Source organism: Roseomonas populi (assembly GCF_024594815.1).
In the GTDB taxonomy this organism is placed as follows: Bacteria; Pseudomonadota; Alphaproteobacteria; order Acetobacterales; family Acetobacteraceae; genus Roseomonas; species Roseomonas populi.
This window is the reverse complement of sequence record NZ_JANJOU010000008.1, coordinates 268,854-290,964: the sequence shown is the minus strand read 5'-3', so window position 1 is coordinate 290,964 and position 22,111 is coordinate 268,854. Positions and strand designations below refer to the sequence as shown.

The window sequence follows — 22,111 nt, the reverse complement described above, 5'->3', positions numbered from 1 at the left end:
TGCTAGAGCGGCAGCGCCAGCAGCGTGTCGGTCCGCGAGCTGTCGCAGACCACGATCCGCTCCGCGAGCTTCGGCGTGCCCGCCGCATCCGCGCGCCAGAGGTCGAGGTAGCGGCCGGTGGCGAAGAGGTCGGTCGCACCGTCCCGCATGATGCGGGCGACGAGGAACGGCGTCTCGCTCCGCGTGCCTTCCGGGCCTTCCTCCTCCAGCAAGGGGAGGCCGAGGACGTGGCGGTAGGAATGGCGCTCGTAGATGTTCGCGTCGCGCAGGGCGGCCACCCGGTCCTCCAGCATCCCGCGGCTGTCGGCCCAGATGATGCCGGCAGGGAAGCCCAGGCGGTGGTTCTCCGCCGTGGTGATCCGGTAGAGGCAGTCTTCCGTGAAGAAGTCCGGCCAGGCTTCCAGCTTGTCCGTGTCGATGCAGCGGGCGTAGCGCGCCTGCGCCGCCATGATGTCGGTGATCTGCATCAGAGCCCCGTGCACTCCCGATAGGCCTTCCAGAAGCCGCGGACGGACGCCTCGGTCGCGCGGGTGCGCGTGCTCGCCGCGTCCGTCCCGCCCATCTCCAGCACCGCGTGCCGGTCGGAGGCGCCGACCACGCCGCGCTGCACGAAGCCGCCGACGCACCCATCCTCCATGGAGACGTAGCCGGCCGGGCCGACGAGGTTGCCCTGCTTCAGGCGCATCTTCCGCAGCGCCGGGCTGTCGTCCTTGAAGCCGATATAGGTCCAGTGCAGGTCCGTCCGCCCCACGCCGCGCGGCACCACCTGCCGGATGGCCAGCGCGTTCTGGATCTGCTGCAGGACGAAGCCGGGAAAGACGGAGAGGATCTGCAGCGTCACGCCATCGCCGAACTCGTCCTCGCCCTCCAGCACGCTGGGATCCTTCAGGCGGTAGTCGCTCTCGGAACGGATGTTCTGCGCGGCGTAGTCGTTCGCGGCCTTCGCCTTCGCTTCGGCCTCGCGGTCGATTGCGGAGTAGGAGACGTGGTTGCCGCCGGATTCCGAGACGATGAGGCCGCCCTTCATGTTGAGCCTGTTCAGCTCGAAGGTGGTGAAGAACAGGTGCAGGAGGGATGCGTGATAGCTGTCCCGCACGTTCTCCACGTAGAGCTTCCAGTTGTTCGGCAGCTCCTGGGTGAAGCGCCCGATCACTTCCACCTCGCGCCCGCCCAGCACCCGGCCGATGCGCTCCATGATCTCGTCGCCGAGGTATTCCTCGATCGGCGGCACGGTCTCGGAGGCCGAAGCAAAGACGAGGCCGTGAACGACGGCGGTGCGAAGCTTGCGGGGGGAGTGCTCGGACATGCGGAAGCACTCGGGCATGCCGCCCTGGCCGTTGATGCCGTCCTTGAAGGCCACGCCCTTCAAGTTGCCCTGCAGGTCGTAGCTCCAGGCGTGGTAGACGCAGGTGAACTCCCGCGCGTGGCCGAAATCCTCCAACGCGATGAGGGCACCGCGGTGCACGCAGCGGTTCTCAAAGGCGTAGATCTCGCCGTCATGGTCCCGTACCGCCAGGATCGGCACGCCGCCGAGGGTGGTGGCGCGGTAGTCGCCGGGGTTGGCGATTTCCGCCTCAAGGCAGAGGTAGTTCCAGGTTCCGCCGCGGAAGACGTGGGTCTGCTCCAGTGCCGCCACGTCCTCGCGCTGGAAGACCCAGTAAGGCACGCGGGTCAGCCCCTCGGGCCAGGGCACCTCGGGCGGGGTGACGAGGCCGGGGGGAAGCGCGGTCTCGGGCAGGTTGTGGTCGGGCATGGCGACGGCTCCGCTCATTCCACGGTGACGTTGGCGCGCTGCACCAGGGCGCCCCAGCGTGTGCGCTCGGCCGCGACGAAGGCGGCGGTCTCGGCGGGCGTCTTGCCCACCACGGCTGCGCCCAGCTCGCGGTAGCGGCGCTGCACCTCGGGGGAGCGCAGCACCTGGGACAGGCCCTCGTAGAGGCGGGCGACGACGGGGGCGGGGGTGCCGGCGGGGGCGACGGCCGCGAACCAGGCGGTGGACTGGAAGCCGGGGAGCCCCGCCTCCGCCGCGGTCGGCACGTCCGGGACCTCCGGCGCGCGCTCCGTGTCGGCCACGGCGAGCATCCGCACGCGCCCGGCCTGGTGCTGCGTCAGCGCGCCGGTGACGTTGGAGAAGATCATGTCCACGCGCCCGCCCACCACGTCCGTCATGGCCGGCGCCTCGCCCCGATAGGGGACGTGCACGAGCTTCGTGCCAGTCAGGTCCTGGAACAGCGCGGCGGTGAGGTGGGAGGTGGTTCCCACCCCCTGGGAGGCGTAGGTGAGCGTCTCCGGCCGCGCCTTCGCGCGCTCGATCAGTTCCCCGAACGTGCGGATGCCGCTGGCGATGGAGACGATGGCCACGTTCGGCGTCTCGCAGAGCACCGTGACCGGCACGAAGCCCTCCGGCGCGAAGCCAAGGTCGCGGAAGAGGAACTGATTGATCGAGAGCGGGCCGGGCGGGGTGACGAGCAGGGTGTAGCCGTCGGGCTCGGCCCTGGCGAAGTTCGCCGTCCCCACGTTGCCGCCGGCTCCGGAGAGGTTCTCCACCACGAAGGGCTGGCCCCAGAGGGTGCGGAGCTGCTCCGCGGCGACCCGCGCGGAGGTGTCGTTCGACCCGCCTGCCGGGAAGGGCACGATCACCCGCACCGGGCGGCTCGGATAAGCGGGGTTCCCCGGCGAGGGCTGGGCCCCGACCCGGGAGGACGCGAGGGCGGCCAGCAGCGGCGACGCCAGGAGCCCGCGGCGATTCACAATTCCCAAGACCCGTCTTCCTCCGGTCCAGCCTTGACCCAAGCTGTATGTTCGATTATCGAACTATCGGCCGATTTACGAACATTCTGCTCTGCGGAGCGGGGAGCCGTCAATGCAGGGCGGGAGGGAAGCGGTGGCGGCAGAGGAGCCTGAGCGGAAAGAGGCCATGGCGGGGCTGGCGAAAGGGCTTGCCATCCTCGAGTGCTTCGGGGAGGGCGCGCCGCGCCTGACCCTGGCCGAGGCCGCGCGCCGGACCGGGCTGTCGCGGGCCACGGCGCGGCGCTGCCTGCTGACGCTGCTTGAACTCGGGTACGTGACACATGACGGGCGCAGCTTCGCGCCGCAGCCGCGCATGCTGCGCCTCGGCTACGCCTTCCTCTCTGCCACGCCGCTGCCGCGTCTCGCCCAGCCGGTGCTGGAGGCGGTCCAGGAGGCGGCCGGGGAGGCCGTTTCACTCGCGATCCTCGACGGGTCGGAGACAGTCTTCGTCGCCCGCTCGGCGCCGCACCGGATGGTCTCGGTCGGGCCGGGGATCGGGTCGCGCCTGCCCGCCTGGTGCTCGGCCACCGGGCGGGTCCTGCTCGCCGGCCTCCCCGAGGACGTGATCGCCGCCCACCTCGGCGCCGCGCGCCTCGAGCCGCTGACCCGCCACACCGCGACGGCGCCTGAGGAGGTGCGGGCCCGCATCGAACGCGCCCGAACGGCCGGCTACGCCGCCTGCGACGAGGAACTGGAGCTGGGGCTGCTCTCCCTCGCCGTGCCCGTGCGGGACCTGTCCGGGGGTGTCGTCGCGGCAATGAGCGTGAGCACGCAGCCGAGCCGGCGCAGCTTGCAGGAGGCTGAGCGCGACCTGCTGCCACTTATCCTCAACGGGGCGCGGCGGCTCTCCGTCCACCTTTGAACGCTGCGCCGCTCGTCGGGAACGGATGAGGGCGTCTGGGGGCAGCCGCACCGAGCGGATCACCGATGTGGTCCCCCAGCAGATGGGCGAAGATGGCCGAAAGCAGAATGCATGCTCTTCGACGCACCATGGCGAGAAGCATTCAGATCGCACGCCGTCCACCACGCGGCCAGCACACAGGGGGAAGCACCGGGCACCTTGACCACTCAGCCTCGCAACTGGCCGGGAGCGGCCCGTCCGCTTGCCGGACGGCGCGAAGAAGCGGGTCGTCGTCCACGGCCATTCCCGTCGCCGCGTCGGCGGCTAGGCACCGGCCTAATGTCTTGCCAGCCCCTGGGCGTGGCGTCTTAAGTTTCCTGCTCTGCCCGGCCGGGAGCCCGCCCATGTTCCGTCGCCCCTTCTCGAAGAGCCTGGTCGCCGACGCGCCGCTGGCCCGGCGCGGCTTCCTTGCTGCCGCCTGCGCCTGCTGCGTCCTGCCCCTCGGGGCGCGGGCGCAGACGCGGGATGGCGTGGCCGCCGGCCCGGCTCGCCCCTTTCACGCCGCCCTCGACGAGGCCGCCCGCGTGATCGAGCCGCGGATGATCGGGTGGCGCCGCGACATCCACCAGAACCCGGAGCTTGGGAACCAGGAGGTCCGCACCTCGGGTCTCGTCGCAGCCCACTTGCGCGGCCTCGGCTACTCCGTCCGGGAGAAGGTCGCGGTGACCGGCATCGTCGCCACGCTGCGCGGCGAGGGCGGCCCCGGCCCTGTCGTGGCGCTGCGCGCCGACATGGACGCGCTGCCGGTGGCGGAGGAGGTGGATCTTCCCTTTGCGTCCCGGGCCCGCACGAACTGGGGCGGTCAGGATGTCGGCGTGATGCATGCCTGCGGCCACGACTGCCACACGGCCATCCTGATGGCCGCCGCGGAGGTCCTCGCGAAGCACCGCGCCGACCTCAAGGGAACGGTGGTCCTCATCTTCCAGCCCGCCGAGGAGGGGCTGCCCGGCCGCGAGATTGGGGGCGCCCGCCGCATGCTGGAGGAAGGCGCCTTCGAGACGACGCGCCCCGAGGTGGTTTTTGGCCTGCACGTCACCAGCGGCCTCAGCGCCGGCCAGCTCGGCTACCGCCCCGGCCCTGCCAACGCCAGCGCCGACGAGTTCACCATCACCGTCCGCGGCCGCCAGACCCACGGCGCGCGCCCCTGGGCCGGGGTGGACCCGATCGTCATCGCCGCCCAGATCGTGACGGCACTCCAGACCATCCAGAGCCGCCAGGTGGACGTGAATTCCCCTTCGGTGCTGACGGTCGGGCAGATCCACGGCGGCAACCGCAACAACATCATCCCGGACAGCGTCATGCTGAACGGCACTCTCCGCACCTACGACGAGGAGCGCCGCAGGTTCATCATGCGCCGGACGAAGGAGGTGGCCGAGAGCGTCGCGGCGGGCATGGACGGCCGCGCCGAAGTAGACTGGTCCCCGACCGGCTATCCGAGCAATGCGAACGACCCTGCGCTCACCGCCCGCATGGCGCCGAGCCTCGCCCGCGTGGTCGCCGCAGGCGAGCTCCGGCTGATGCCGCCCGGAATGGCGGCGGAGGACTTCTCCTACTTCTCCCGCTCCGTGCCGGGCCTGTTCTTCAATGTCGGCGTGACTGCCCCGGGCCTCGACCCGCGCGAGGTGCCGACGAACCATTCCCCGCGCTTCCGAGTGGACAAGTCCGGCCTGCTTCCCGGCCTGCGTGCCATGCTGCACCTCGTTGCGGACTACACGAGCAGCGGGGCTGCCTAGGCCGGCAACCGGGGTACTGGCTGGGCTGATCGGCCTGTCCCGACGCAGCCGGTGCGGTCATGACCGAGCTGTTCTCGCCGTACCGGGCGCGGTTCGGCAGGTCGTGCCCGACGTCCTGCCCTCGCGCGGGCCGGCTGCACAACCCCCGCTACCCGACCGCGCCGGCGTCCGGCCCTGCGAGGGCGAGTTCGAGCAGCGTCTCCAGCGCGGGCCGGAGGGCCGCTTCCCCGGGCGCGGCGAGGGCGAGGCGCACGGCGCTGGGGGCGTGGCCGGGTCCCGCGGCGAAATCGGCCGCGGGCGAGACGGCGATGCCGCGCCGCGCGGCCGCGGCGACGAAAGTCTCCGCGCGCCAGGGATCGGGAAGTTCCAGCCACAGATGGTAGGCGCGCGGATCGCCGCGCAGAACGAGGCCGCCATCGCCCAGGATCCGCCGCGCCAGGGCGTTGCGGCGGATCGCGTCCTCGCGCTTGGCCAGGACCAGGGCGTCGACGGTGCCGTCCTCCATCCACAGCGTGCCCGCGGCAAGGGCGAAGCCCTGCGCGGACCAGCCGCCCAGGCGGAGCGCGGAGGCGATGCGCGGACGAAGTGCGGGCGGGGCGGAGAGGAAGCCCAGCGTCAGGCCCGGGGCGACGCGCTTGGAGAGGCTGTCCACCACCACCGCCCGCTCCGGCGCATGGGCAGCGAGCGGCGGCAACGCGTCTGCTGAGAGGAAGCCATAGACGGAATCCTCGACCACCAGGATGTCCAACGCGCGGCAGAGCTCGGCCAATTCGCGACGGCGGGATGCCGGCATGGCCGTGCCGAGCGGATTATGCAGGTCGGGCTGAAGGTAGAGCAGCCGCAGGGGGTGGGCGGCTTGGGCAGCGGCCAGGGCATCGGGGCGCAGGCCCTGATCGTCCATGGCCAGGGGCACGGTCTTGAGCCCCAGGCGCAGGGCGATGCCCTTGGCCAGCGGGTAGGTCATGGCTTCCACGCCAAGCGACTCGCCAGGCGAGATGAGCGCGGTGAAGCAGGCCGAGAGGGCCTGCTGGCCCCGCCCGGCGAAGAGGATGCTCTCCGGCGCCGGCGCCCAGTCGCCGCGGGCCATCACCCGGGCGGTCGCGGTGCGCGCGGCAGGATCGCCCGCCACGGCAACGCGGGAGAGCTGGGGCTGCAGGGCGTCGGCCGAGGCAAGCCGGGCGAGCCCCGGGGCGAGGAGCGCGCCCTGGTCGGGCAGGACGCAGAAGTTCAGTTCGAGGTCCACGATGCCGCCCGGGTCGGCCTCCCGTCTGGGCAGGCGGGGCAGGGAGGCCGGCGCACGGAGGAAAGTGCCCCGGCCAACCTCGCCGACTGCCACGCCGCGGCGGACCAGTTCCGCATAGACGCGACTAGCCGTGGATGGCGCGATCCCCTGCTCGTGAGCGTAGCGGCGGCTGGTGGGCAGGCGGTCGCCAGACCTGCGCCGACCGGCGGCGAGGTCCTGGGCGAGGCTGCGGGCCAGGTCGTCGGCCAAGGCGCGAAAGTCGGACATCGGGTTTATTGTACCGATAGCAATTCTCGAATTGAAGAGCATTCCGTGCGCATGCCAGAAGATGCCTACGGATCAATCAGAGGCAATATCGATATGATCGGAGCAATTCAGGGGATTTCTCGGGTCAATGCGGCGTTCAGCAACCCGGTGCCCCGCGTACTCGGGCTGCTCATGCTCTGGCACCGCCGCGCGTCCACGCGCCGCACACTGGGCGAGCTCCCGCCGGAGCGCCTGCGTGACGTCGGCCTGACCGAAATGGACGCGGCCTTCGAGGCGGCGCGCCCGTTCTGGCAGGGTCGGCTCTAGGAACAGGGGCAGCGCCGACCCGGCGGTGGATGGCCGACTGCTTTGGCCTGGATCCCCGCCGCTACTGCCGCTCGATGCCGGCGCGCGTGACGACCTCGTTCCAGCGCTTCACCTCGCCCGAGATGAAGCGGCGCATCTCATCCGGCGATGTCGCGTTCACCCGTGTTCCCACGCCCTCCAGCCGCTCCCGCACCGCGGGCTGGGCGAGGACGGCGCGGAGCTCGCGGTTCAGCCGCTCCACCACGTGTTCGGGCGTGCGCGCGGGCGCTGCCAGGCCGACCCAGGAGACGACCTCGAACTCCGGCACGGCGGCGCTCACCGTCGGTGCCCCCGGCAGCGCGGGCCAGGGCGCGGCGCTGGTGACACCGAGGGCGCGCACCTTCCCGGCGGCGATCGCGGCACCCGTCACGGTCACGGAATCCACCATCAGGTCGATGCGGCCGGAGAGCAGGTCCGTGAGCGGCTGAGTGCCGCCGCGGTAGGGCACGTGGGTCAGCCGGATGCCTGCCATCTGCGCCAGCAGCTCCCCCGTCAGGTGCTGGGTGGAGCCGACGCCGACCGAGCTGAAGGTCAGGCCGCCGGGGTCGCGCCTTGCCGCGGCGATCAGCTCGGCCATGCTGCCGACCGGCCCCTCCGCCCGCGTCGCCACCACGAAGGGGAAGACGGAGACGAGCGAGACGAAGGCGAAGTCCTCCACGGGATCGAAGCGCAGGCCGCGGTACATGGCGGCGGAGACGGCATGGCCGCCCGTGAGCAGGATCAACGTATGCCCGTCCGGCGTGGTGCGGGCGACGTACTCGCTGGCGATGTTGCCGCCGGCACCCGTCCGCGCCTCCACCACCACGGGCTTGCCGAGCGCCTCCGAGAGCGGCTGCGCGACGATGCGGGCGATGACGTCGGCGTTCCCGCCCGCGCCGAAACCGTGGACAAGGGTGATGGGGCGGTCAGGCCAGGACTGAGCCTGGCCCTGGCCCTGGCCCTGGGACTGGGCATGGGCCAGGCCGGACGTCGCGGCCAGGAAGAGGGCAGCGGCAAGCCCCCGCAGCATGTTACGCATGGGACATTTCCTCGGTTGTCGTTGCTGGTCATCGCGGCCCGCCCTTCTGTTCTGGGGCGGTGGCCGGCACGTCGAAGCTGACGGAGAAGCGAAAGCGATCTCCGCGGTAGTGGATCTGCGCCAGATCCAGGGTGCTGCCCGCCGCGTCCAGCGTCACGCCCGTGAAGAAGAGGACGGGGCTGAGCAGCGGGATATCGAGCAGCGGGCAGAGCTCGGGCGTTGCGAGTTGCGCCTGCACCGTGTCCTCGATCCGCGCGATGGGCAGGCCGAGCGCCTCCTGCAGCACGCGGGTCATCGGCCAGTGGCGAAGCATGTCCACCGGGACTCGCCGGCCGATCTCCAGCGGCAGGTAGTTCACGGCGCGGCTGACCGGCGTGCCCTCGTGCCGCCGCAGGCGCCGGAAGGCCATCACCTCGGCCTGGTCCGGGAAGCGGGCGGCCAGTCCGGCGGGCACGGGCGTCACGGACTGGTCCAGCACATCCACCTCTGTCGCCTGCTGCTGGTCGAACACCGTCTGCAGCGAGCCGGAGAGCATGAGCGTGCGGCCAGCCGGCACGTCCGGGTTCACGAAGGTGCCGCGCCGCCGCTGGCGGGAGATCATCCCCTCAGCCTCCAGCCAGCGCAGCGCCTCCCGCACGGTGATGAGGCTGACGCCATAGTGCCGGGCCAGCTCCGCCTCCGTAGGCAGCCGCAGAGAGGCCTCTGGCGCGCGGCCACGGATGGCCATGAGCAGGTGGTGCGCCACCTGGTACCAGAGCGGCAGGTGGCGGTTGAGCGAGGGAGGGGCCGGCCAGGCGGCGAGGAGGGATCCTGTCATGCGAGCGTTCGTGGCCCTGAGCGTGGAGCCACGGGCTCTTGCGGACCCTCGCCAACCCTCCTTCTCTCGGGCGCCCTCGCCATCCAGCCGCTCGACCACCTAATCCTCTTATGATTATGATGATATGCGGCGAACCGAAAAGGCAAGCGGGAGGATCTGGGTTGAGCGGGATTCGAGCGGGTGGGCAGGGCGAGTACCGGCTCCAGGGCCGTGTGGCCGTGGTCACCGGCGGCAGCAGCGGGATCGGTGCCGCCACCGTGCGGCGCCTGGCCGCGGCGGGCGCGACCGTGGCGGTGGGCTACAATGCCGGCGCAGATCGCGCACAGGCCCTGGTGGCGGAACTGCCAGGTGAGGGGCACCTGACCCTTCGCATTCCCATGGAGGACAGCGCGGCGATCGGCGCCGCCGCCGCGGAGGTGGAACGCCGCCTCGGCCGCGCCGACATCCTGGTGAACTCCGCGGGCGTCACGCGCGCCGTGCCGCACGCCGAGCTGGACGCGATGGACGATGCCAGCTTCGACCGTATTCTCGTCACCAACGTGCGCGGGCCCTTCGCCACCATTCGCGCCTTCGCGCCGCTGCTTCGGCGCGGCGGGGATTCGGTGGTCGTCAACATCTCCTCCCTCTCCGGCAGCACGGGGCTGGGCAGCAGCATCGCCTACTGCGCCTCCAAGGCCGCGCTGGACACGATGGGGATGTCGCTCGCGCGCGTGCTGGGGCCGGAGATCCGCGTCATCGGCGTCTCGCCCGCCGCGGTCGCGACCGATTTCGTTCCCGGCCGAGGTCGCGCCGGTGTGGAGAAGCAGGCGGCCACCACGCCCCTGAAGATGGTGGCCGAGCCGGACGACGTGGCCATGGCCGTGCTCGCCGCCGTCACGCATCTCCGCCTGACCACGGGCAGCACCATCGTCGTGGATGGCGGCCGGCATCTCTGACGCCGGCCGCCTGCGGCAAAGGAAGAGGAGGCGTGGACTAGGGAAACAGGAGCCGCGACAGAGAAGCGCCGGCGTCAGGCCGGCTTGATGTCCATGGCCAGCGTCCGCTCGTCCCGGCGCGGTTGGATCGAGATGTCCTTTCGCGTGGCCCAGAGGTTTTCCAGCATGAGGATCGGCATGATCGGGACATCCGCCATGGCCCGCTCTGTCGCGCCAATCAGAAGCCTCTCCCGCTTGGCGGCATCCATCTCCTCCACCGCCTCGAAGATGAAACGGTCCAGTTCCGGATTGGAGTAGAGCCCGTAGTTGTAGGACCCGCGATTACGCGACTTGTCCTGCGTTGCGATGCAGTTGGTGAGCATGTAGCCGCCCTCGAAGGTCGGGCTGCCCCAGCCCCACAAGGCCATGGAGAACTCCTGCCGGGTGCCCCGGCCGAAGAAGCTGCTCCAGGGCAGGGCCTCTACCGTGGTCTGCACGCCGATGCGCGTCCACATCTGCGCCACGGCCTGGGCGAGCCGCGCGTCATTGGGATAGCGGTCGTTGGGCGTGTGCAGGGTAAGGCGGAACCCCTGGCCGAGCCCCGCCTCTGCGAGGAGCTGGCGCGCGCGGTTCGGGTTGTACTCCGGCACCTGGACGCCGGGCGCGTAGGAGTAGCCGCCCTCCGGCATCCATTGGTTTGTCGGCGCGGCCGTGTTCAGCATGATCCGGTCCGCTAGCGCCGGGCGCTGGATGGAGCAGGAGAGCGCCTCGCGCACGCGGCGGTCGCGGAACGGGTTCTTCGGCAGGGGCTGCCCGTTGTTCCCCAGAACGAAGGGGCTCTCGCCCTCGCGGGAGAAATCGGGGACAAGGTACATGCAGCGGATGCCGCCCACCGCGGCCACCGTGACCTGTGGATCGCTCCGCAGCTTCGGAAGGTCGCTGACGGAAGGGGTGTCGATGACGCCCACATCGCCGGAGAGCAGCGCCGCGCTGCGCGCCGCCGGGTTCGAGAGGAGCCGGAGAGTCACCTTCTCCCAGGGCTGCTTCGGGCCCCACCAGCCATCGAACCTGCGCAACTCCACGCGGCTGCCGGGCGTGAAGGAGACGAAGCGGTACGGGCCCGTGCCGATGGCGGCCTTGCCGGAATTGTAGTCGGCCGTTGTCGCCCCCTCTCCCGCTCGGCGGGAGAGGATGCCGACATAGGTCAGGTTCAGCAGCAGGTCCGGCGCGGGCTGGTGGGTATGGACGCGGAGCGTCAGAGGATCCGCCACCTCCACCCGGCTGACGGCGCGCAGGAAGGTGCCGAAGCCGCCCGGGCTGTTCGGTACGTTCGGCGCGCGCTCGAAGGTGAAGACGACGTCGTCGGCTGTCAGCTCGCCGCCGTCGTGGAACTTCACGCCCGGGCGCAGCTTGAATTCCCAGAGGGTGTCAGTGACGGACTTCCAGCTCTCCGCCAGAACGGGCACGAGCTTGCCGTCCGGCGTCCGGTCCACCAGGCGCTCGAACATGTGCATCGCCACGGTGTGGTTCGGCGTCGCGTGGAAAAAGTGCGGGTCGATCGTCGTGAAGGCCCCGCCCAACCCGATCTCCAGATCGGTGCCGGCGGCCCGCGCACCACGGGGAAGAGAGGCGGGGAGCGCGGCGAGCGACGCCGCCGCTGCAAGGATACTACGGCGCTGCATGGGACATCATCTCCTTCACCATTCCTGCTCGTCTTGCCCGCCCTGTTGCCGCGGGAGAAGCGCAATCCGTGCTGCCCGGCCGGCCGGCGCAGCGAAATCCCGCTTCAGGCCATCAGCGCGACGCCGTCGCGCTGCGGATCCGCGCCGCCTGTCAGCCGCCCGTCCTCCATGCGGATCGCGTGGATCGCCGCGAAGGCGAAGCCCATGTAGGAGCGGGCAACGGGATAGCCCTGGGCCTCCAGCGCATCGGTCACGTAGCGCGGGATACGGTTCGACACGTCGATGGTGTCGCTGTTGACCGAGATGCGCGGCGCCGCCACGGCCTCGAACATCGTCATGCCGAAGTCGATCACGTTGCTGATCCCCTGCGTAAGGGCCGGCACGATGGCCGTGCCCCCCGGCGCGCCGAGGACGATATAGGGATCATCCCCCCGGAACACGATGGTCGGGCACTGGGAGGAGGTTCGGCTCTTGCCCGGCGCGATCGAGCCCGCGCGACCGGGACGGGGATCGAAGCCGTTCATCAGCCCGTTGTGCATGAAGCCCATCCCGTCCGTGATGACGCCGGAGGGATTGCCGAGCGTGTGCGTCAGCGCCACCGAATTGCCCTCGGCATCCACGACCGTGACATGGGTGGTGTCCGCCGCCTCGTAGGGCATGCGCGCGACATGCGCCTTCTCGCCGCGCCGGATGCGGGCCGCGATCTCCGCCGCGCGGTCCTTGGAGAGCAGCATCTCCACGGGAACGTCCACGAATTCCGGGTCGCCGATATGGGCGTCCTTGTCGATGGCCACCTGCTTCATCGCCTCCGCGAGGATGCGCAGGTGCTCCGCGCTCCCGTGCTCCAGCGCGCCGATGTCGAACCCCTCCAGGATGTGCAGGAGCTGGATGAGGCTGAGCCCGCCGCCCGGCGCCTGCAGGCCCGCCACGCGATGGCCGCGGTAGCTGCCCCAGACAGGATCACTGCGCAGGGTGCGGTAGTCCCGCAGGTCCTCCATGGAGAGCAGGCCGCCATGGCGCCGGAAGTCCGCCACGATCTCCTCCGCCATTTCCCCGCGATAGAAGAGATCGGGCCCGTGCTGCGCGATCCGCTCCAGCGAGCGGGCCATGTCGGGGTTGGAGACGTGCTGGCCCGGCCGCTTCGGCGAGCCGTCCGGCGCGCAGTAGATCTCGCGCCCCGTGCGGCTGAAACGGAGGTAGTCCGCGGGGTTCAGCATGCCCGTCGCGCGCTGGTCGAGTGTCCAGTAGTAGTGGACATAGGGGCGCACCATGAAGCCGTGCCGGGCCTGCTCGATGGCCGGGCGCATCACGTCGGCCAGTTCCATCGTGCCGAAGTCGGAGAGGGCGTCGGTATAGCCGCGCAGGTTCCCCGGCGTGCCTGGGGCCAGGTAGCCGATCTCGTTAACGTGGTCTTTCACGAGATAGGCGAAGCCGTCGCGGGACTGGCCCGTCACTATGTCCGCCCACATGTCCGGCTGCGCCGCACGGGGCGCGCGGGCGTAGAAGGTGAGGTGCTGGTGCACGCCGCGCCGGGGCATGTAGACCTGCATCGTCCCGTAGCCGGCGATCCCCGTCATCAGCGGGTCCACCACGCCCTGCACGAAGGCCGCGGCAATCGCGGCGTCCACCGCGTTGCCGCCGCGCCGCAGCGTCAGCACGCCCGCCTCCGCCGCCTCCGGCTGGGCCGCCACCACCATGCCCTTCATGTCCGGGGCTCCTCTCAGGCGCGCCGGAAGGGCGCGAAATCGGCGTCCGTCATCCCGCCCAGCTCGGCGAGCAGCATCGCCCAGCCGCGCAGGCCGAGCGGGATGGATTCCAGGTGGAAGAACTCGTTGGGCGCGTGCACGTCCTCGTCCGGCAGGTTGAAGCCGAACATCAGCGTGTCGATCCCCAGCAACTCCTGGAACAGCGCCGTCACCGGCACCGTGGCGCCGAGCCGCACGGGCACAGGCGTCCGCCCCATCAGCCGTTCCAGCACCGCCGAGCCCGCGCGCAGCAGAGGATGGTCCTCCGACAGGCTGGAGGCGGGGGAGTTGCCGCTCTTCGGCGTGATCCGCAACGAGACCCCGGGCGGGCAGAGCCGCGCAAGGTGCTCCGCCACCAGCGCCACCGCCCGCTCCGGGTCCTGGCCTGGCACGAGGCGCATGGTGATCTTGGCGAAGGCCTCGTCCGGGATCACGGTCTTGCTTCCCGCGCCCGTGTAGCCGCCCCACATCCCGTTCACATCGATGGCCGGGCGCAGTGTCAGGCGCTCGCGCAGGCTATAGCCGGGCTCGCCGAAGGCGGCGGCGCCCACCTCGGCACAGAAGGCGGCCTCGTCCAGCAGGAAGGCCGCCGTGTCGGCCCGCTGCTTCGGGGTCAGCGCCGGCGCGGCCTCCAGGAAGCCCGGCACGGCGATGTGCCCCTCTGCATCGTGCAGGGAGGCAATCAGGCGGGCCATCTCGTGCAGCGCGTTCCGCACGGCGCCGCCGTAGCGGCCGGAATGCAGTTCCTTGTCGGCGCTGCGCAGCGCCACCTCCAGCCCCGCGATGCCCCGCGCGCCGACATTGATGGTGGGGATCGTCTCGCTCGCCCGGCCGCCGTCGGCGGAGATCATGGCGTCGGCCCGTAGGAGGTCGCCGTGGCGCCGGACCAGCTCACGCAGGCTGGGGCTGCCGGTCTCCTCCTCGCCTTCCAGGAAGAACTTAACGTTCACAGGGCAAGCCCCGGTCACCCGAAGGAAGGCGGCCACCGCCTCGACCGCGATGGTGGTGGAGCCCTTCACGTCGGAGGCGCCGCGGGCATAGAGGCGACCGTCCTTCTCCACCGGCTCGAAGGGATCGCTGCGCCAAGCCGCGAGCGGGGCAGGGGGCTGCACGTCGTAATGGCCGTAGACCAGCAGGGTGGGGCGGCCGGGCGCCCCCTTCCAGGCCGCGTAGACGGCTGGCTCGCCGCCCCCGTCCAGCAGGTGCACGTCGGAGAGGCCGGTCCCGCGCAACCAGTCCAGCAGGAAGCCGCGCGCGGCCTCCATCCCCTCCGCGAAGCCCGGGTCGGCGCTGACGCTCGGCAAGCGCAGGAAGGCGTCCAGCCGGGCGCGGATCTCGCCCTGGCGGGCCATCAGGTCGTCGATGACCGCTTGCGTCATCCCGGCGCTCCCCATGCGGCCGCGGGGCGGCCTGCTGAGGCGGGGAGGATAGGGCAAGCCCAGGCGCCCAGCCCGCCGGAAACGGCGGGGATCGTGCAAATCCTGCTTCCGCCTAGGCGGACCCGTCCCGGAAGGCCTGCGGCGTGGTGCCCATTCGGGCACGGAATACCCGGGAGAAGTGGGAGGCGTCCTTAAAGCCGCAGTCCAGGGCCACGGCCAGCACGCCGGCCTTTCCCTCCTTCAGCAGCCCGCAAGCGTGGGTGATACGCGCCTCCTGCAGGTAGCGGTGCGGGGTGCGGCCGGTCGCGGCGCGAAAGAGCCGGGCGAAGTGGAATTCGCTGTACCCGGCCGCCCCCGCCATGTCCCCGACGGTCAGTTCGTCCGCCAGCCGGGCGCGGACCAGCGCCTCCACCCGCCGCAGCCGGGCCAGCGGCAGGGCGGGCGGGCTGGACGGGGCGGGAACGTGGTACCGGCGCAGCAGGTGGGCGACCAGCGCCCGGCACAGGCCGTCGGCCAGTTCCGTCAGGTATGGCCCGCCCTCCTCCATAGCGCCGAGGATCTGCAGGCCCAGCTCCCGGATGAGGCGGTCGGGCCCGTAGAGCGGATCGGACAGGGTGAAGGGGCCGCATCCCCGCCCGGCCATCGACTGGAAGGCCCGCGGCGGCAGCATGACATGCAGGAGGTCGAAGGGATCGGCGGTGGCCCAGCGGCGCTCCACCCCGGGGGGCACGATCCGCACGGCGTGGGACCCTATCGGCCCGGCCCAGACCTGCCGCTCCCCCAGCCAGGCCTCCGCCCGCATGGGGCGCAGGTTGAGCGAGACGATGGTGTGATCGGACAGCAGCGGTCGCATCTTGAAGGCGCCGGTTCGATGGCGGCTCCAGCGGATCACCGAAGTGCCGGTGGAGGGCAGGTCCAGCAGGGCCGCGGCCGGCGGCATACCCCACCCTGCCTGGCGTTCCCGCATGAAGTCCGCACCCGGCATGCTCTGCTTTCCGGCCTCCGGCCCCGTTGCAGCCCGGCCGCCCGCGTGGAAAGCGGGACTGGGGCGAGGAAGACCATTCTGGGGAGCCAGCTGGCTCCGCACCAGGGGGCCCCGCGGCCGGGGCGGGATGCGCCCGTTCCCTCCGGAAGCGCGTGGGGCGGATTTGACGCGGCCCGGCCGCGGGTCCATCGCTGGGCGCCCGCGACTGAGTCCCGCCCCGCCCGGCTGGAACATGCGAGAGGAGCCGCATGTCCGACAGCGATCGCAACAGCACCGCCTGGAAGGTGCCACCGAGCGCCTATTCGGCCACGCGGGAAGCGCCCTTCGCCCTGCCGGCCCGGCCGCTCTCCCGCTACCTGCCTATGCGCGACGGCTGCCGGATCGCGCTGGACGCCTGGCTGCCAGAGGGCGCGACGGGACCCGTGCCGGCGGTGCTGATCCTGACGCCCTACTATCGCCGCTTCGCCGTCACGCCGGGCAGCGAGGCCGATCCCATCCCGAATGCCGGCAAGTTCGTGCGGCACCTCGTCCCGCGCGGCTACGCCGTGGTGGTGGTGGACGTGCGCGGCACCGGCGCCAGCTTCGGCACCCGCGACAGCTTCCGCTCCCCCAAGGAGCGGGAGGACAGCCGGGAGATCGCGGACTGGATCGTCGCCCAGCCCTGGTCGGACGGGCGCATCGGCGCGACCGGCATATCCTACCCCGGCGCGGCCTCCGACTTCCTTGCCGGCACCGGGCACCCCGCGGTGAAGGCGATCGCGCCGCTCTTCGCGGTGTGGGACACCTACGCCGACAACTACTACCCCGGCGGCATCCTGCTGAAGGAGTTGGCCCGGTCCTACGACGCGCTGATGGTCGCCATGGACCACGACCGGCGCGACCTGTTGCGGAACTACGTCTACTACGCGAATCCCGACCTGCGCGGGCCGCACCCCGTGGACGAAGACCCGGACGGCGCGCTGCTTGCCCAGGCGATCCACGGGCACCTCGGCAATTTTCGCCAGCCCGACTTCATGGGCGAGTTCCGCTTCCGCGAGGAAGCGCTGCCCTACGACCCTTCCTTCTCCTCCGCCTCCTTCAGCCCCTACTCCGTGCGGGAGGGCATCCGGCCCGATGTCGCGGTGCTCGCCTGCTCCGGCTGGATGGACGGGGCGGGATATGCCAACGGCGCGATCGCCCGCTTCCTGACCCTGGCGGAGAACCCCGTGCACCTGCTGCTCGGCCCCTGGGACCACGGGGCGCGTTGTAATGTCTCACCCTGGCGGCGGGACACGACCTCCGACTTCGACCTGCTGGGCGAGTTGACCCGCTTCCTCGACCACTACCTCATGGATCGTGACACTGGTCTCGATGCCGAGGAGCGGATCCACTACTTCGCCATGCACGCGGAGGAGTGGCGCTCCGCCCCCTCTTGGCCGCCCGTGCCGGAGAACCGCCGCCTCGCCCTCTCCGGCGGTGGAATGCTGGGTGTCGCGCCCGGGGAGGCCGGCGAGGACAGCGCCCAGGCCGACTTCGCCGCCGGTTCGGGCCACGGCACGCGCTACGAGCGCATCGCCGGGATCAACAGCACCACCTACTACGCGGACTGGGCTGAGCGGCAGGCAGGGCTGCTCTCCTGGACGTCGGAGCCGCTGGAGCAGGACAGCGAGCTCGCCGGCCACGGCCTGGCGGACCTCTGGATCGAGGCCTCCGAACCTGACGCCGCCCTCTTCGCCTACCTGTCCGAGGTGGAGGCGGACGGGACGGTGCGCTACGTCACGGAGGGGCTGCTGCGCGCGCTGCACCGCAAGGAGAGCGCTGCGCCCGCCGCTTACCGCACCACCTGGCCCTTCCGCTCCTTCCGGCGCGAGGACGCCGCGCCGCTGGTACCGGGGCGGGCGGAGCGCATCCGCATTCCGCTGCTGCCCACGGCCTGGCGCTTTCGCGCGGGCAGCTGCATCCGGCTCTCCATCGCGGGCGCCGATGCGGATCATTGCGTGCAGGTGCCGCATGGCCGGCCGCCCGTGCTGACCGTGCTGCGTGGCGGCGACCGCGCCTCCTTCCTCGAGCTGCCCTTACGGGCCATTGACTGACGGATAAGGTCGCCGGCTGCAGGAAATTGCCGGCGAGGCTGGTATTCGCGGAATCCGTGGAGAGCGACAATGCGTGGCATGGTGGTGGCGGCGCAGCCGGAGGCGGCCGAGGCGGGGGTGGAGGTGCTGCGGCGCGGCGGCAACGCCGTGGATGCGGCCATCGCCTGCGCCTTCAGCCAGGGCGTGGTGGACCCGCAGATGTGCGGCCTGGCCGGCTTCGGCGCGATGCAGATCTGCATGCCCCGGCAGGGCGTGCACACGGTGCTGGAGTTCTTCGCCCGCGCCCCGCTCTCCGCCACGCCGGAGATGTGGGCGGATCGGTTCGTCGGCCAATCGCGGGACGGGTTCGTGTTCCTGCTGAGCGATCAGAGCAACGACGCCGGCTACGGCTCTATCGGCACCCCCGGCAACGTGGCCGGCTATGCCGAGGCGCTCTCGCGCTTCGGCACCATGCCGCTGCGGGAGGTGATGGCCCCCGCCATCGCCCAGGCGCATCGCGGCGTGATGGTGCGGCCGTACATGCACTACTACTGGGCGATTGACCACGGCGGCGACGGCCAGGTGAACGTCGAGGATAAGCTGCGCCTCAGCGAGACGGGCCGGAAGGTCTATTTCCGCGCGGACGGCACGCTGAAGCGCCCCGGCGACACCCTCCGCAACCCCGACATGGCCCGCACGCTGGAGCGGATCGCCGAGGGCGGCGCCGAGGTGTTCTACGGTGGCGACATCGCGCGCGAGATGGCGGCCGACATGGCCGCCCATGGCGGCCTGATCACGATGGAGGACCTGGCGGCCTACAGCGTGCGCGAGAAGGCGCCGGTGTGGGGTAGCTATCGAGGCCTGCGCGTCGCCTCCAATCCGCCGCCCGCCGGCGGCGGATCGCTGATCGAGCTGCTGGGAATCCTCGAGCACTTCGATCTCGCCGCCATGGAGCACGGGAGCCCGGAGCACCTGCGCGTGTTGGCCGAGGCGATGAAGTGGATGACCGTGGACAAGGACGCCCATATGGGCGACCCGGACTTCGTGGACGTTCCGCTGGATCGCCTGCTGTCGCGCGAGCACACCGCCGCGCTGGCGGCACGCATCCGCGCCGGGGAGAAAGCGCGCGTGATCCGTGCAGACGAGCCGCGCGACCCGCCCGACACCACGGTGGTTTGCGTGGTGGACGGGGAGGGCGGCGCGGTCGCGCTGACTCACACGCTGGGCATTCCCTCAGGTGTTATCACGAATGGGCTGGGCTTCATGTACAACGGCTGCATGAGCGGCTTCGACCCGCGCCCTGGCCGTGCTGCCTCCATCGCCCCGGGCAAAAGCCGCGCGAGCGCCATGGCACCGACCATCCTCTTCGACGGCCCGCCCGAAGGTGGGGCGCCCTGCATGGTGCTGGCCGCGCCAGGGGGCACCTACATCGTGCCCGCCTTGGCGCAGGCCATCATGAACGTGGTCGATTTCGGCATGAGCATGAGCGACGCGGTGGCTGCGCCGCGCATGGTGGCGCTGAGCGACACGATCGACTTGTGCAACCGCATCCCGCACGCCACCCAGGCCGCGCTGGAGACCATGGGCTACCCCGTCGCCCGGTCGTATCAGAGCCACGCCTTTGGCGCGCCGCACGGGCTGCTGATCCGGGAGGGCCGTTGCACCGGCGGCGCCGACCCGCAGCGGGACGGGGTGGCGATGGCGGCCTGACAACCCCCTCCAGGTCGCCGCGCGCGCCGTGCGGCTCACGCCCGGAGCTAAGCCGGCGGCCCGGAGGCGCTCGACGGCCGGCCCGTCACCGGGCCACAGCCCTCAATGCCGCTCGACGGCACCTCCCATCTCCTGGGGGCCATTCCGGCCGGCTCCAGGGAAGTCGGCGCCGCTCTGTCCTTGCATGAGCCAGACGATACGGCTGCCAGCCCATAGTTCAGCCCCCGCTTCGGCAGCCACGAGGGCCAGAGCGTGGTCGAGAGCGGCAGTATCGTCAGGGCGGTCAAAGTCGATGGGAGGATGTCGTCGACCATCCTGCCCCATCCCGTAAAGGCGATAGGTCGGCATGGCTTGAACCACGATGCGTCCGGAGGCCTTGTTACCACAGGCGGCCGGAATACCCGAGTCGAATCGTATGTTATTCCCGCGACACCGCCCGGATTTGTTCCTGGTGCTCACCGACCGAGGGATCCGATGCGTGTCGCCGGACGACCAACGGCGGGGAGGGGGTTGGTAGCAGCAGAGCTTCGTTGTAGGTCCGCCGGACACTCAGTCCGGCCGCGCAAAACCCGGGCGGTCGCGCCCGCCTCCGGGTAGGTGACGATGCAGGGCGAATGACCGGTTCAGGCACATCAGTGACACGGGACAACTCGCTTCCCATCGTTCTCTTCTCGTGCTGGCAGCATCGTCCTGGAAGCAGCCCCGCAACTTGCGCTGCGCCATAGCGGGGGCGCACTCCGCGCAGCAGTGACGGAACCCCCTTGTCCGGCTCAGAGTTTTGTCCGGCCTGCAGCGCTTCGAGCCCTGCTGGAATCTGGAACAAGCCGAGCTGCGTGCTGCAACGCACAACAAGATCCAGGGTTATAGGACTTCCTGCATGACCTGCGCTGATTCCGATCGCGCCGCAGGGTTGTTGGTGAGGTGAGTGTTGCTTCCTGGCCTGCACCCCCTGGATGGCTGGGGCCCGCGCGCTGCTCCGGGAGACGGATCGCGCCTGGGCAACGCTGGATCCGGCCGCGGCGGCGCTGGACCACGGGGTCGGCATCTTCACCGAGATGGCCGATCCCCCGACCGGCGAGTATCTCGGCAGCCTGCCGCAGGGGCTCGCCCATCTCGCGCACATCATGGCCCTCAATGTCCTTGAGGGCCAACGGGGGTGTTGAGATTCCCTGTGTCCGAGCCTCGGTTCCGGCCAGGAGACGCTCGAGCAGGCCGAGGAGCGGTCCTGACAAAGGCCGCATGGCAACACATGGCGCGTTGCAACTGCCTAACCTGCTGCTGGGACACGGTTCAAAAACCCTTGAAGGGAGCTTTCGATGTTCGGTCTCAAGAAGAAGATCCGCTACGCGGTGGTCGCGGGCGGCCAGATTTCACAGCAGGCCTTCATGCCGGGCATTGGCCGTACCGACAACTCCGAGCTGGCCGCGCTCGTCACCGGCGATCCGGTGAAGGCCGACAAGCTCGCCAAGCTCTACGGCATCTAGGCCTGGACCTATGATCAGTATGACACGTTGCTGAAATCGGGCGAGATCGACGCCGTCTACGTGGCAACGCCGAACTTCCTGCACGCGCAGTACGCGGTCCCGGCCCTGGAAGCGGGCATTCACGTGCTCCTGGAGAAGCCTATGGCTTCCAGCGTGCGGGAAGCCGAAGCGATCCTGGCGGCACAGAGGAGCAGCGGCGCCAAGCTGATGATCGCCTATCGCCTTCACCACGAGCCGGGGACGGTCGAGATGATCACACGGGCTCGGGGCAACGAGTTCGGCGAGCTACGCAGCTTTGTATCCACTTTCACCCAGGACGTCGCGGAGGCCAACTCTCGGGGTCACAACGGCTACTGGGGTGGTCCGGTGCCGGACATGGGCACCTACCCGCTCAATGCAGTTCGCAACCTGTTCGGCCTGGAGCCGGTCTCGGTGCATGCGGTGGGAACCAAGACACCCGGCCGCGGCTTCAACTTCCACGATACGGTGGCGGTGACCTTGCGCTTCCCTGGGGAGCGCGTGGCGCAGTTCACGGTAAGCTACGCGACCGCACCGTCCGAAGGGTTCGACCTCGTCGGGACGAAGGCGAGCATCCACGCCTCACCCTGCTTCATGTTCGGCGCAACCACCGGCATCGCCTATGTCGAGAATACAAGTGAGGGCAGCAAGGAGCACAGCTTCGACCCGGTCGAGCAGTTCGGTAACGAGACGCAGTATTTCTCTGACCGTATTCTGAACGACCGCCACCCCGAGGCGGATGGCGAGGAGGGGCTGCTGGACATGCGTGTCCTGGCGGCCGTCGAGCGCTCGCTCGAGACAGGCGAGACGGTAACGCTGGATCCCGCCCAGCGCAGCCGCCACGTGCAGCCCGACCAGGCTCTCAAGCTCAAGCCTGCCAAGGAGCCGGGCGAAGATGAGCTGATCAGCGTGATCCCGCAGTCGGCGTAAGCGGCCGACCGGAGGCGGCGTCACCGCACGCCGCTTCCAGCGCGATTACGTCCGCGGCTTGGCCTGTCTCGCCAAAAGCTGTGGAGCCGCTTGGCGTGC

General features: G+C 70.5%; 19 protein-coding genes and 1 pseudogene. 10 read left to right on the top strand and 10 right to left on the bottom strand.

All coding sequences use genetic code 11. The features are described 5' to 3' along the window. Nucleotides 1-2: 2 nt before the first annotated feature. From NRP21_RS12105 to NRP21_RS12095, 3 genes are read right to left on the bottom strand one after another with little or no spacing between them, the layout of a single operon-like run. Nucleotides 3-467: an aromatic-ring-hydroxylating dioxygenase subunit beta gene (locus NRP21_RS12105; protein WP_257716451.1), complete on the bottom strand. Its 465-nt coding sequence runs from the start codon at nucleotides 465-467 to the stop codon at nucleotides 3-5. Then, the gene (locus NRP21_RS12100) at nucleotides 467-1,753 is read right to left on the bottom strand and encodes an aromatic ring-hydroxylating dioxygenase subunit alpha (RefSeq protein WP_257716450.1); all 1,287 of its coding nucleotides are present in this window, start codon (nucleotides 1,751-1,753) and stop codon (nucleotides 467-469) included. The genes NRP21_RS12105 and NRP21_RS12100 overlap by 1 nt, the downstream gene beginning before the upstream one ends. Nucleotides 1,754-1,767: 14 nt before the next feature. Further along, the gene (locus NRP21_RS12095; protein WP_257716498.1) at nucleotides 1,768-2,751 is read right to left on the bottom strand and encodes a Bug family tripartite tricarboxylate transporter substrate binding protein; all 984 of its coding nucleotides are present in this window, start codon (nucleotides 2,749-2,751) and stop codon (nucleotides 1,768-1,770) included. Nucleotides 2,752-2,863: 112 nt separating this feature from the next. Here NRP21_RS12095 and NRP21_RS12090 point away from each other — a divergent pair, with 112 nt between their 5' ends. Together NRP21_RS12090 and NRP21_RS12085 are read left to right on the top strand one after the other, a co-directional pair. Then, nucleotides 2,864-3,652: an IclR family transcriptional regulator domain-containing protein gene (locus NRP21_RS12090; RefSeq protein WP_257716449.1), complete on the top strand. Its 789-nt coding sequence runs from the start codon at nucleotides 2,864-2,866 to the stop codon at nucleotides 3,650-3,652. Nucleotides 3,653-4,035: 383 nt separating this feature from the next. Beyond that, complete coding sequence (locus tag NRP21_RS12085) at nucleotides 4,036-5,424, top strand: amidohydrolase (protein ID WP_257716448.1); 1,389 nt, start codon at nucleotides 4,036-4,038, stop codon at nucleotides 5,422-5,424. Between the two features lie 148 nt (nucleotides 5,425-5,572). Here the strand turns inward: NRP21_RS12085 and NRP21_RS12080 are convergent, their stop codons facing one another. Then, a complete protein-coding gene (locus NRP21_RS12080) occupies nucleotides 5,573-6,934 on the bottom strand; it encodes an aminotransferase-like domain-containing protein (RefSeq protein WP_257716447.1) in 1,362 nt (453 codons plus the stop codon). Nucleotides 6,935-6,985: 51 nt separating this feature from the next. Here NRP21_RS12080 and NRP21_RS12075 point away from each other — a divergent pair, with 51 nt between their 5' ends. Beyond that, nucleotides 6,986-7,240, top strand: a complete 255-nt coding sequence (locus tag NRP21_RS12075; protein WP_257716446.1) for a DUF1127 domain-containing protein — start codon at nucleotides 6,986-6,988, stop codon at nucleotides 7,238-7,240. 61 nt (nucleotides 7,241-7,301) lie between these two features. Here the strand turns inward: NRP21_RS12075 and NRP21_RS12070 are convergent, their stop codons facing one another. Continuing rightward, nucleotides 7,302-8,297 carry a Bug family tripartite tricarboxylate transporter substrate binding protein gene (locus NRP21_RS12070; protein WP_257716445.1) on the bottom strand — a complete coding sequence of 332 codons (996 nt, stop codon included), beginning with the start codon at nucleotides 8,295-8,297 and terminating at the stop codon, nucleotides 7,302-7,304. Nucleotides 8,298-8,325: 28 nt separating this feature from the next. After that, entirely contained in the window at nucleotides 8,326-9,114 is a 789-nt protein-coding gene (locus tag NRP21_RS12065) for a GntR family transcriptional regulator (protein WP_257716444.1), read from the bottom strand. A 161-nt stretch (nucleotides 9,115-9,275) separates the two neighbouring features. On the opposite strand from NRP21_RS12065, the gene NRP21_RS12060 reads away from it, so the two are divergent. Beyond that, nucleotides 9,276-10,049, top strand: coding sequence for an SDR family NAD(P)-dependent oxidoreductase (locus tag NRP21_RS12060; protein ID WP_257716443.1), 774 nt, complete (start codon nucleotides 9,276-9,278; stop codon nucleotides 10,047-10,049). 74 nt (nucleotides 10,050-10,123) lie between these two features. Here NRP21_RS12060 and NRP21_RS12055 read toward each other — a convergent pair whose 3' ends face one another. From NRP21_RS12055 to NRP21_RS12040, 4 genes are all read right to left on the bottom strand, one after another. Beyond that, nucleotides 10,124-11,710 (bottom strand): ABC transporter substrate-binding protein, encoded by a 1,587-nt coding sequence (locus NRP21_RS12055; RefSeq protein ID WP_257716442.1) that lies wholly within the window; start codon nucleotides 11,708-11,710, stop codon nucleotides 10,124-10,126. A 104-nt stretch (nucleotides 11,711-11,814) separates the two neighbouring features. Further along, nucleotides 11,815-13,416: a gamma-glutamyltransferase gene (ggt, locus tag NRP21_RS12050; RefSeq protein WP_257716441.1), complete on the bottom strand. Its 1,602-nt coding sequence runs from the start codon at nucleotides 13,414-13,416 to the stop codon at nucleotides 11,815-11,817. Between the two features lie 14 nt (nucleotides 13,417-13,430). Continuing rightward, nucleotides 13,431-14,834 (bottom strand): M20/M25/M40 family metallo-hydrolase, encoded by a 1,404-nt coding sequence (locus tag NRP21_RS12045; protein WP_257716440.1) that lies wholly within the window; start codon nucleotides 14,832-14,834, stop codon nucleotides 13,431-13,433. A gap of 112 nt (nucleotides 14,835-14,946) precedes the next feature. Beyond that, nucleotides 14,947-15,819: a helix-turn-helix domain-containing protein gene (locus NRP21_RS12040; RefSeq protein WP_257716439.1), complete on the bottom strand. Its 873-nt coding sequence runs from the start codon at nucleotides 15,817-15,819 to the stop codon at nucleotides 14,947-14,949. A 248-nt stretch (nucleotides 15,820-16,067) separates the two neighbouring features. Between NRP21_RS12040 and NRP21_RS12035 the strand changes: the two genes are divergently transcribed. The 6 genes and pseudogenes from NRP21_RS12035 (at nucleotide 16,068) to NRP21_RS12010 (ending at nucleotide 22,012) form a co-directional block, all read left to right on the top strand. Further along, the gene (locus NRP21_RS12035) at nucleotides 16,068-17,891 is read left to right on the top strand and encodes a CocE/NonD family hydrolase (RefSeq protein ID WP_257716438.1); all 1,824 of its coding nucleotides are present in this window, start codon (nucleotides 16,068-16,070) and stop codon (nucleotides 17,889-17,891) included. A 69-nt stretch (nucleotides 17,892-17,960) separates the two neighbouring features. Continuing rightward, a complete protein-coding gene (ggt, locus tag NRP21_RS12030) occupies nucleotides 17,961-19,580 on the top strand; it encodes a gamma-glutamyltransferase (RefSeq protein ID WP_257716437.1) in 1,620 nt (539 codons plus the stop codon). 953 nt (nucleotides 19,581-20,533) lie between these two features. Next, a complete protein-coding gene (locus NRP21_RS12025; protein ID WP_257716436.1) occupies nucleotides 20,534-20,743 on the top strand; it encodes a hypothetical protein in 210 nt (69 codons plus the stop codon). Between the two features lie 153 nt (nucleotides 20,744-20,896). Continuing rightward, nucleotides 20,897-21,064 (top strand): hypothetical protein, encoded by a 168-nt coding sequence (locus NRP21_RS12020; protein WP_257716435.1) that lies wholly within the window; start codon nucleotides 20,897-20,899, stop codon nucleotides 21,062-21,064. A gap of 18 nt (nucleotides 21,065-21,082) precedes the next feature. Then, nucleotides 21,083-21,271: pseudogene (locus tag NRP21_RS12015) on the top strand (Gfo/Idh/MocA family protein); the annotation flags it as partial. Beyond that, nucleotides 21,272-22,012, top strand: coding sequence for a Gfo/Idh/MocA family protein (locus NRP21_RS12010; protein WP_308219887.1), 741 nt, complete (start codon nucleotides 21,272-21,274; stop codon nucleotides 22,010-22,012). It begins immediately after the preceding pseudogene. The last annotated feature ends 99 nt before the right edge of the window (nucleotides 22,013-22,111 follow it).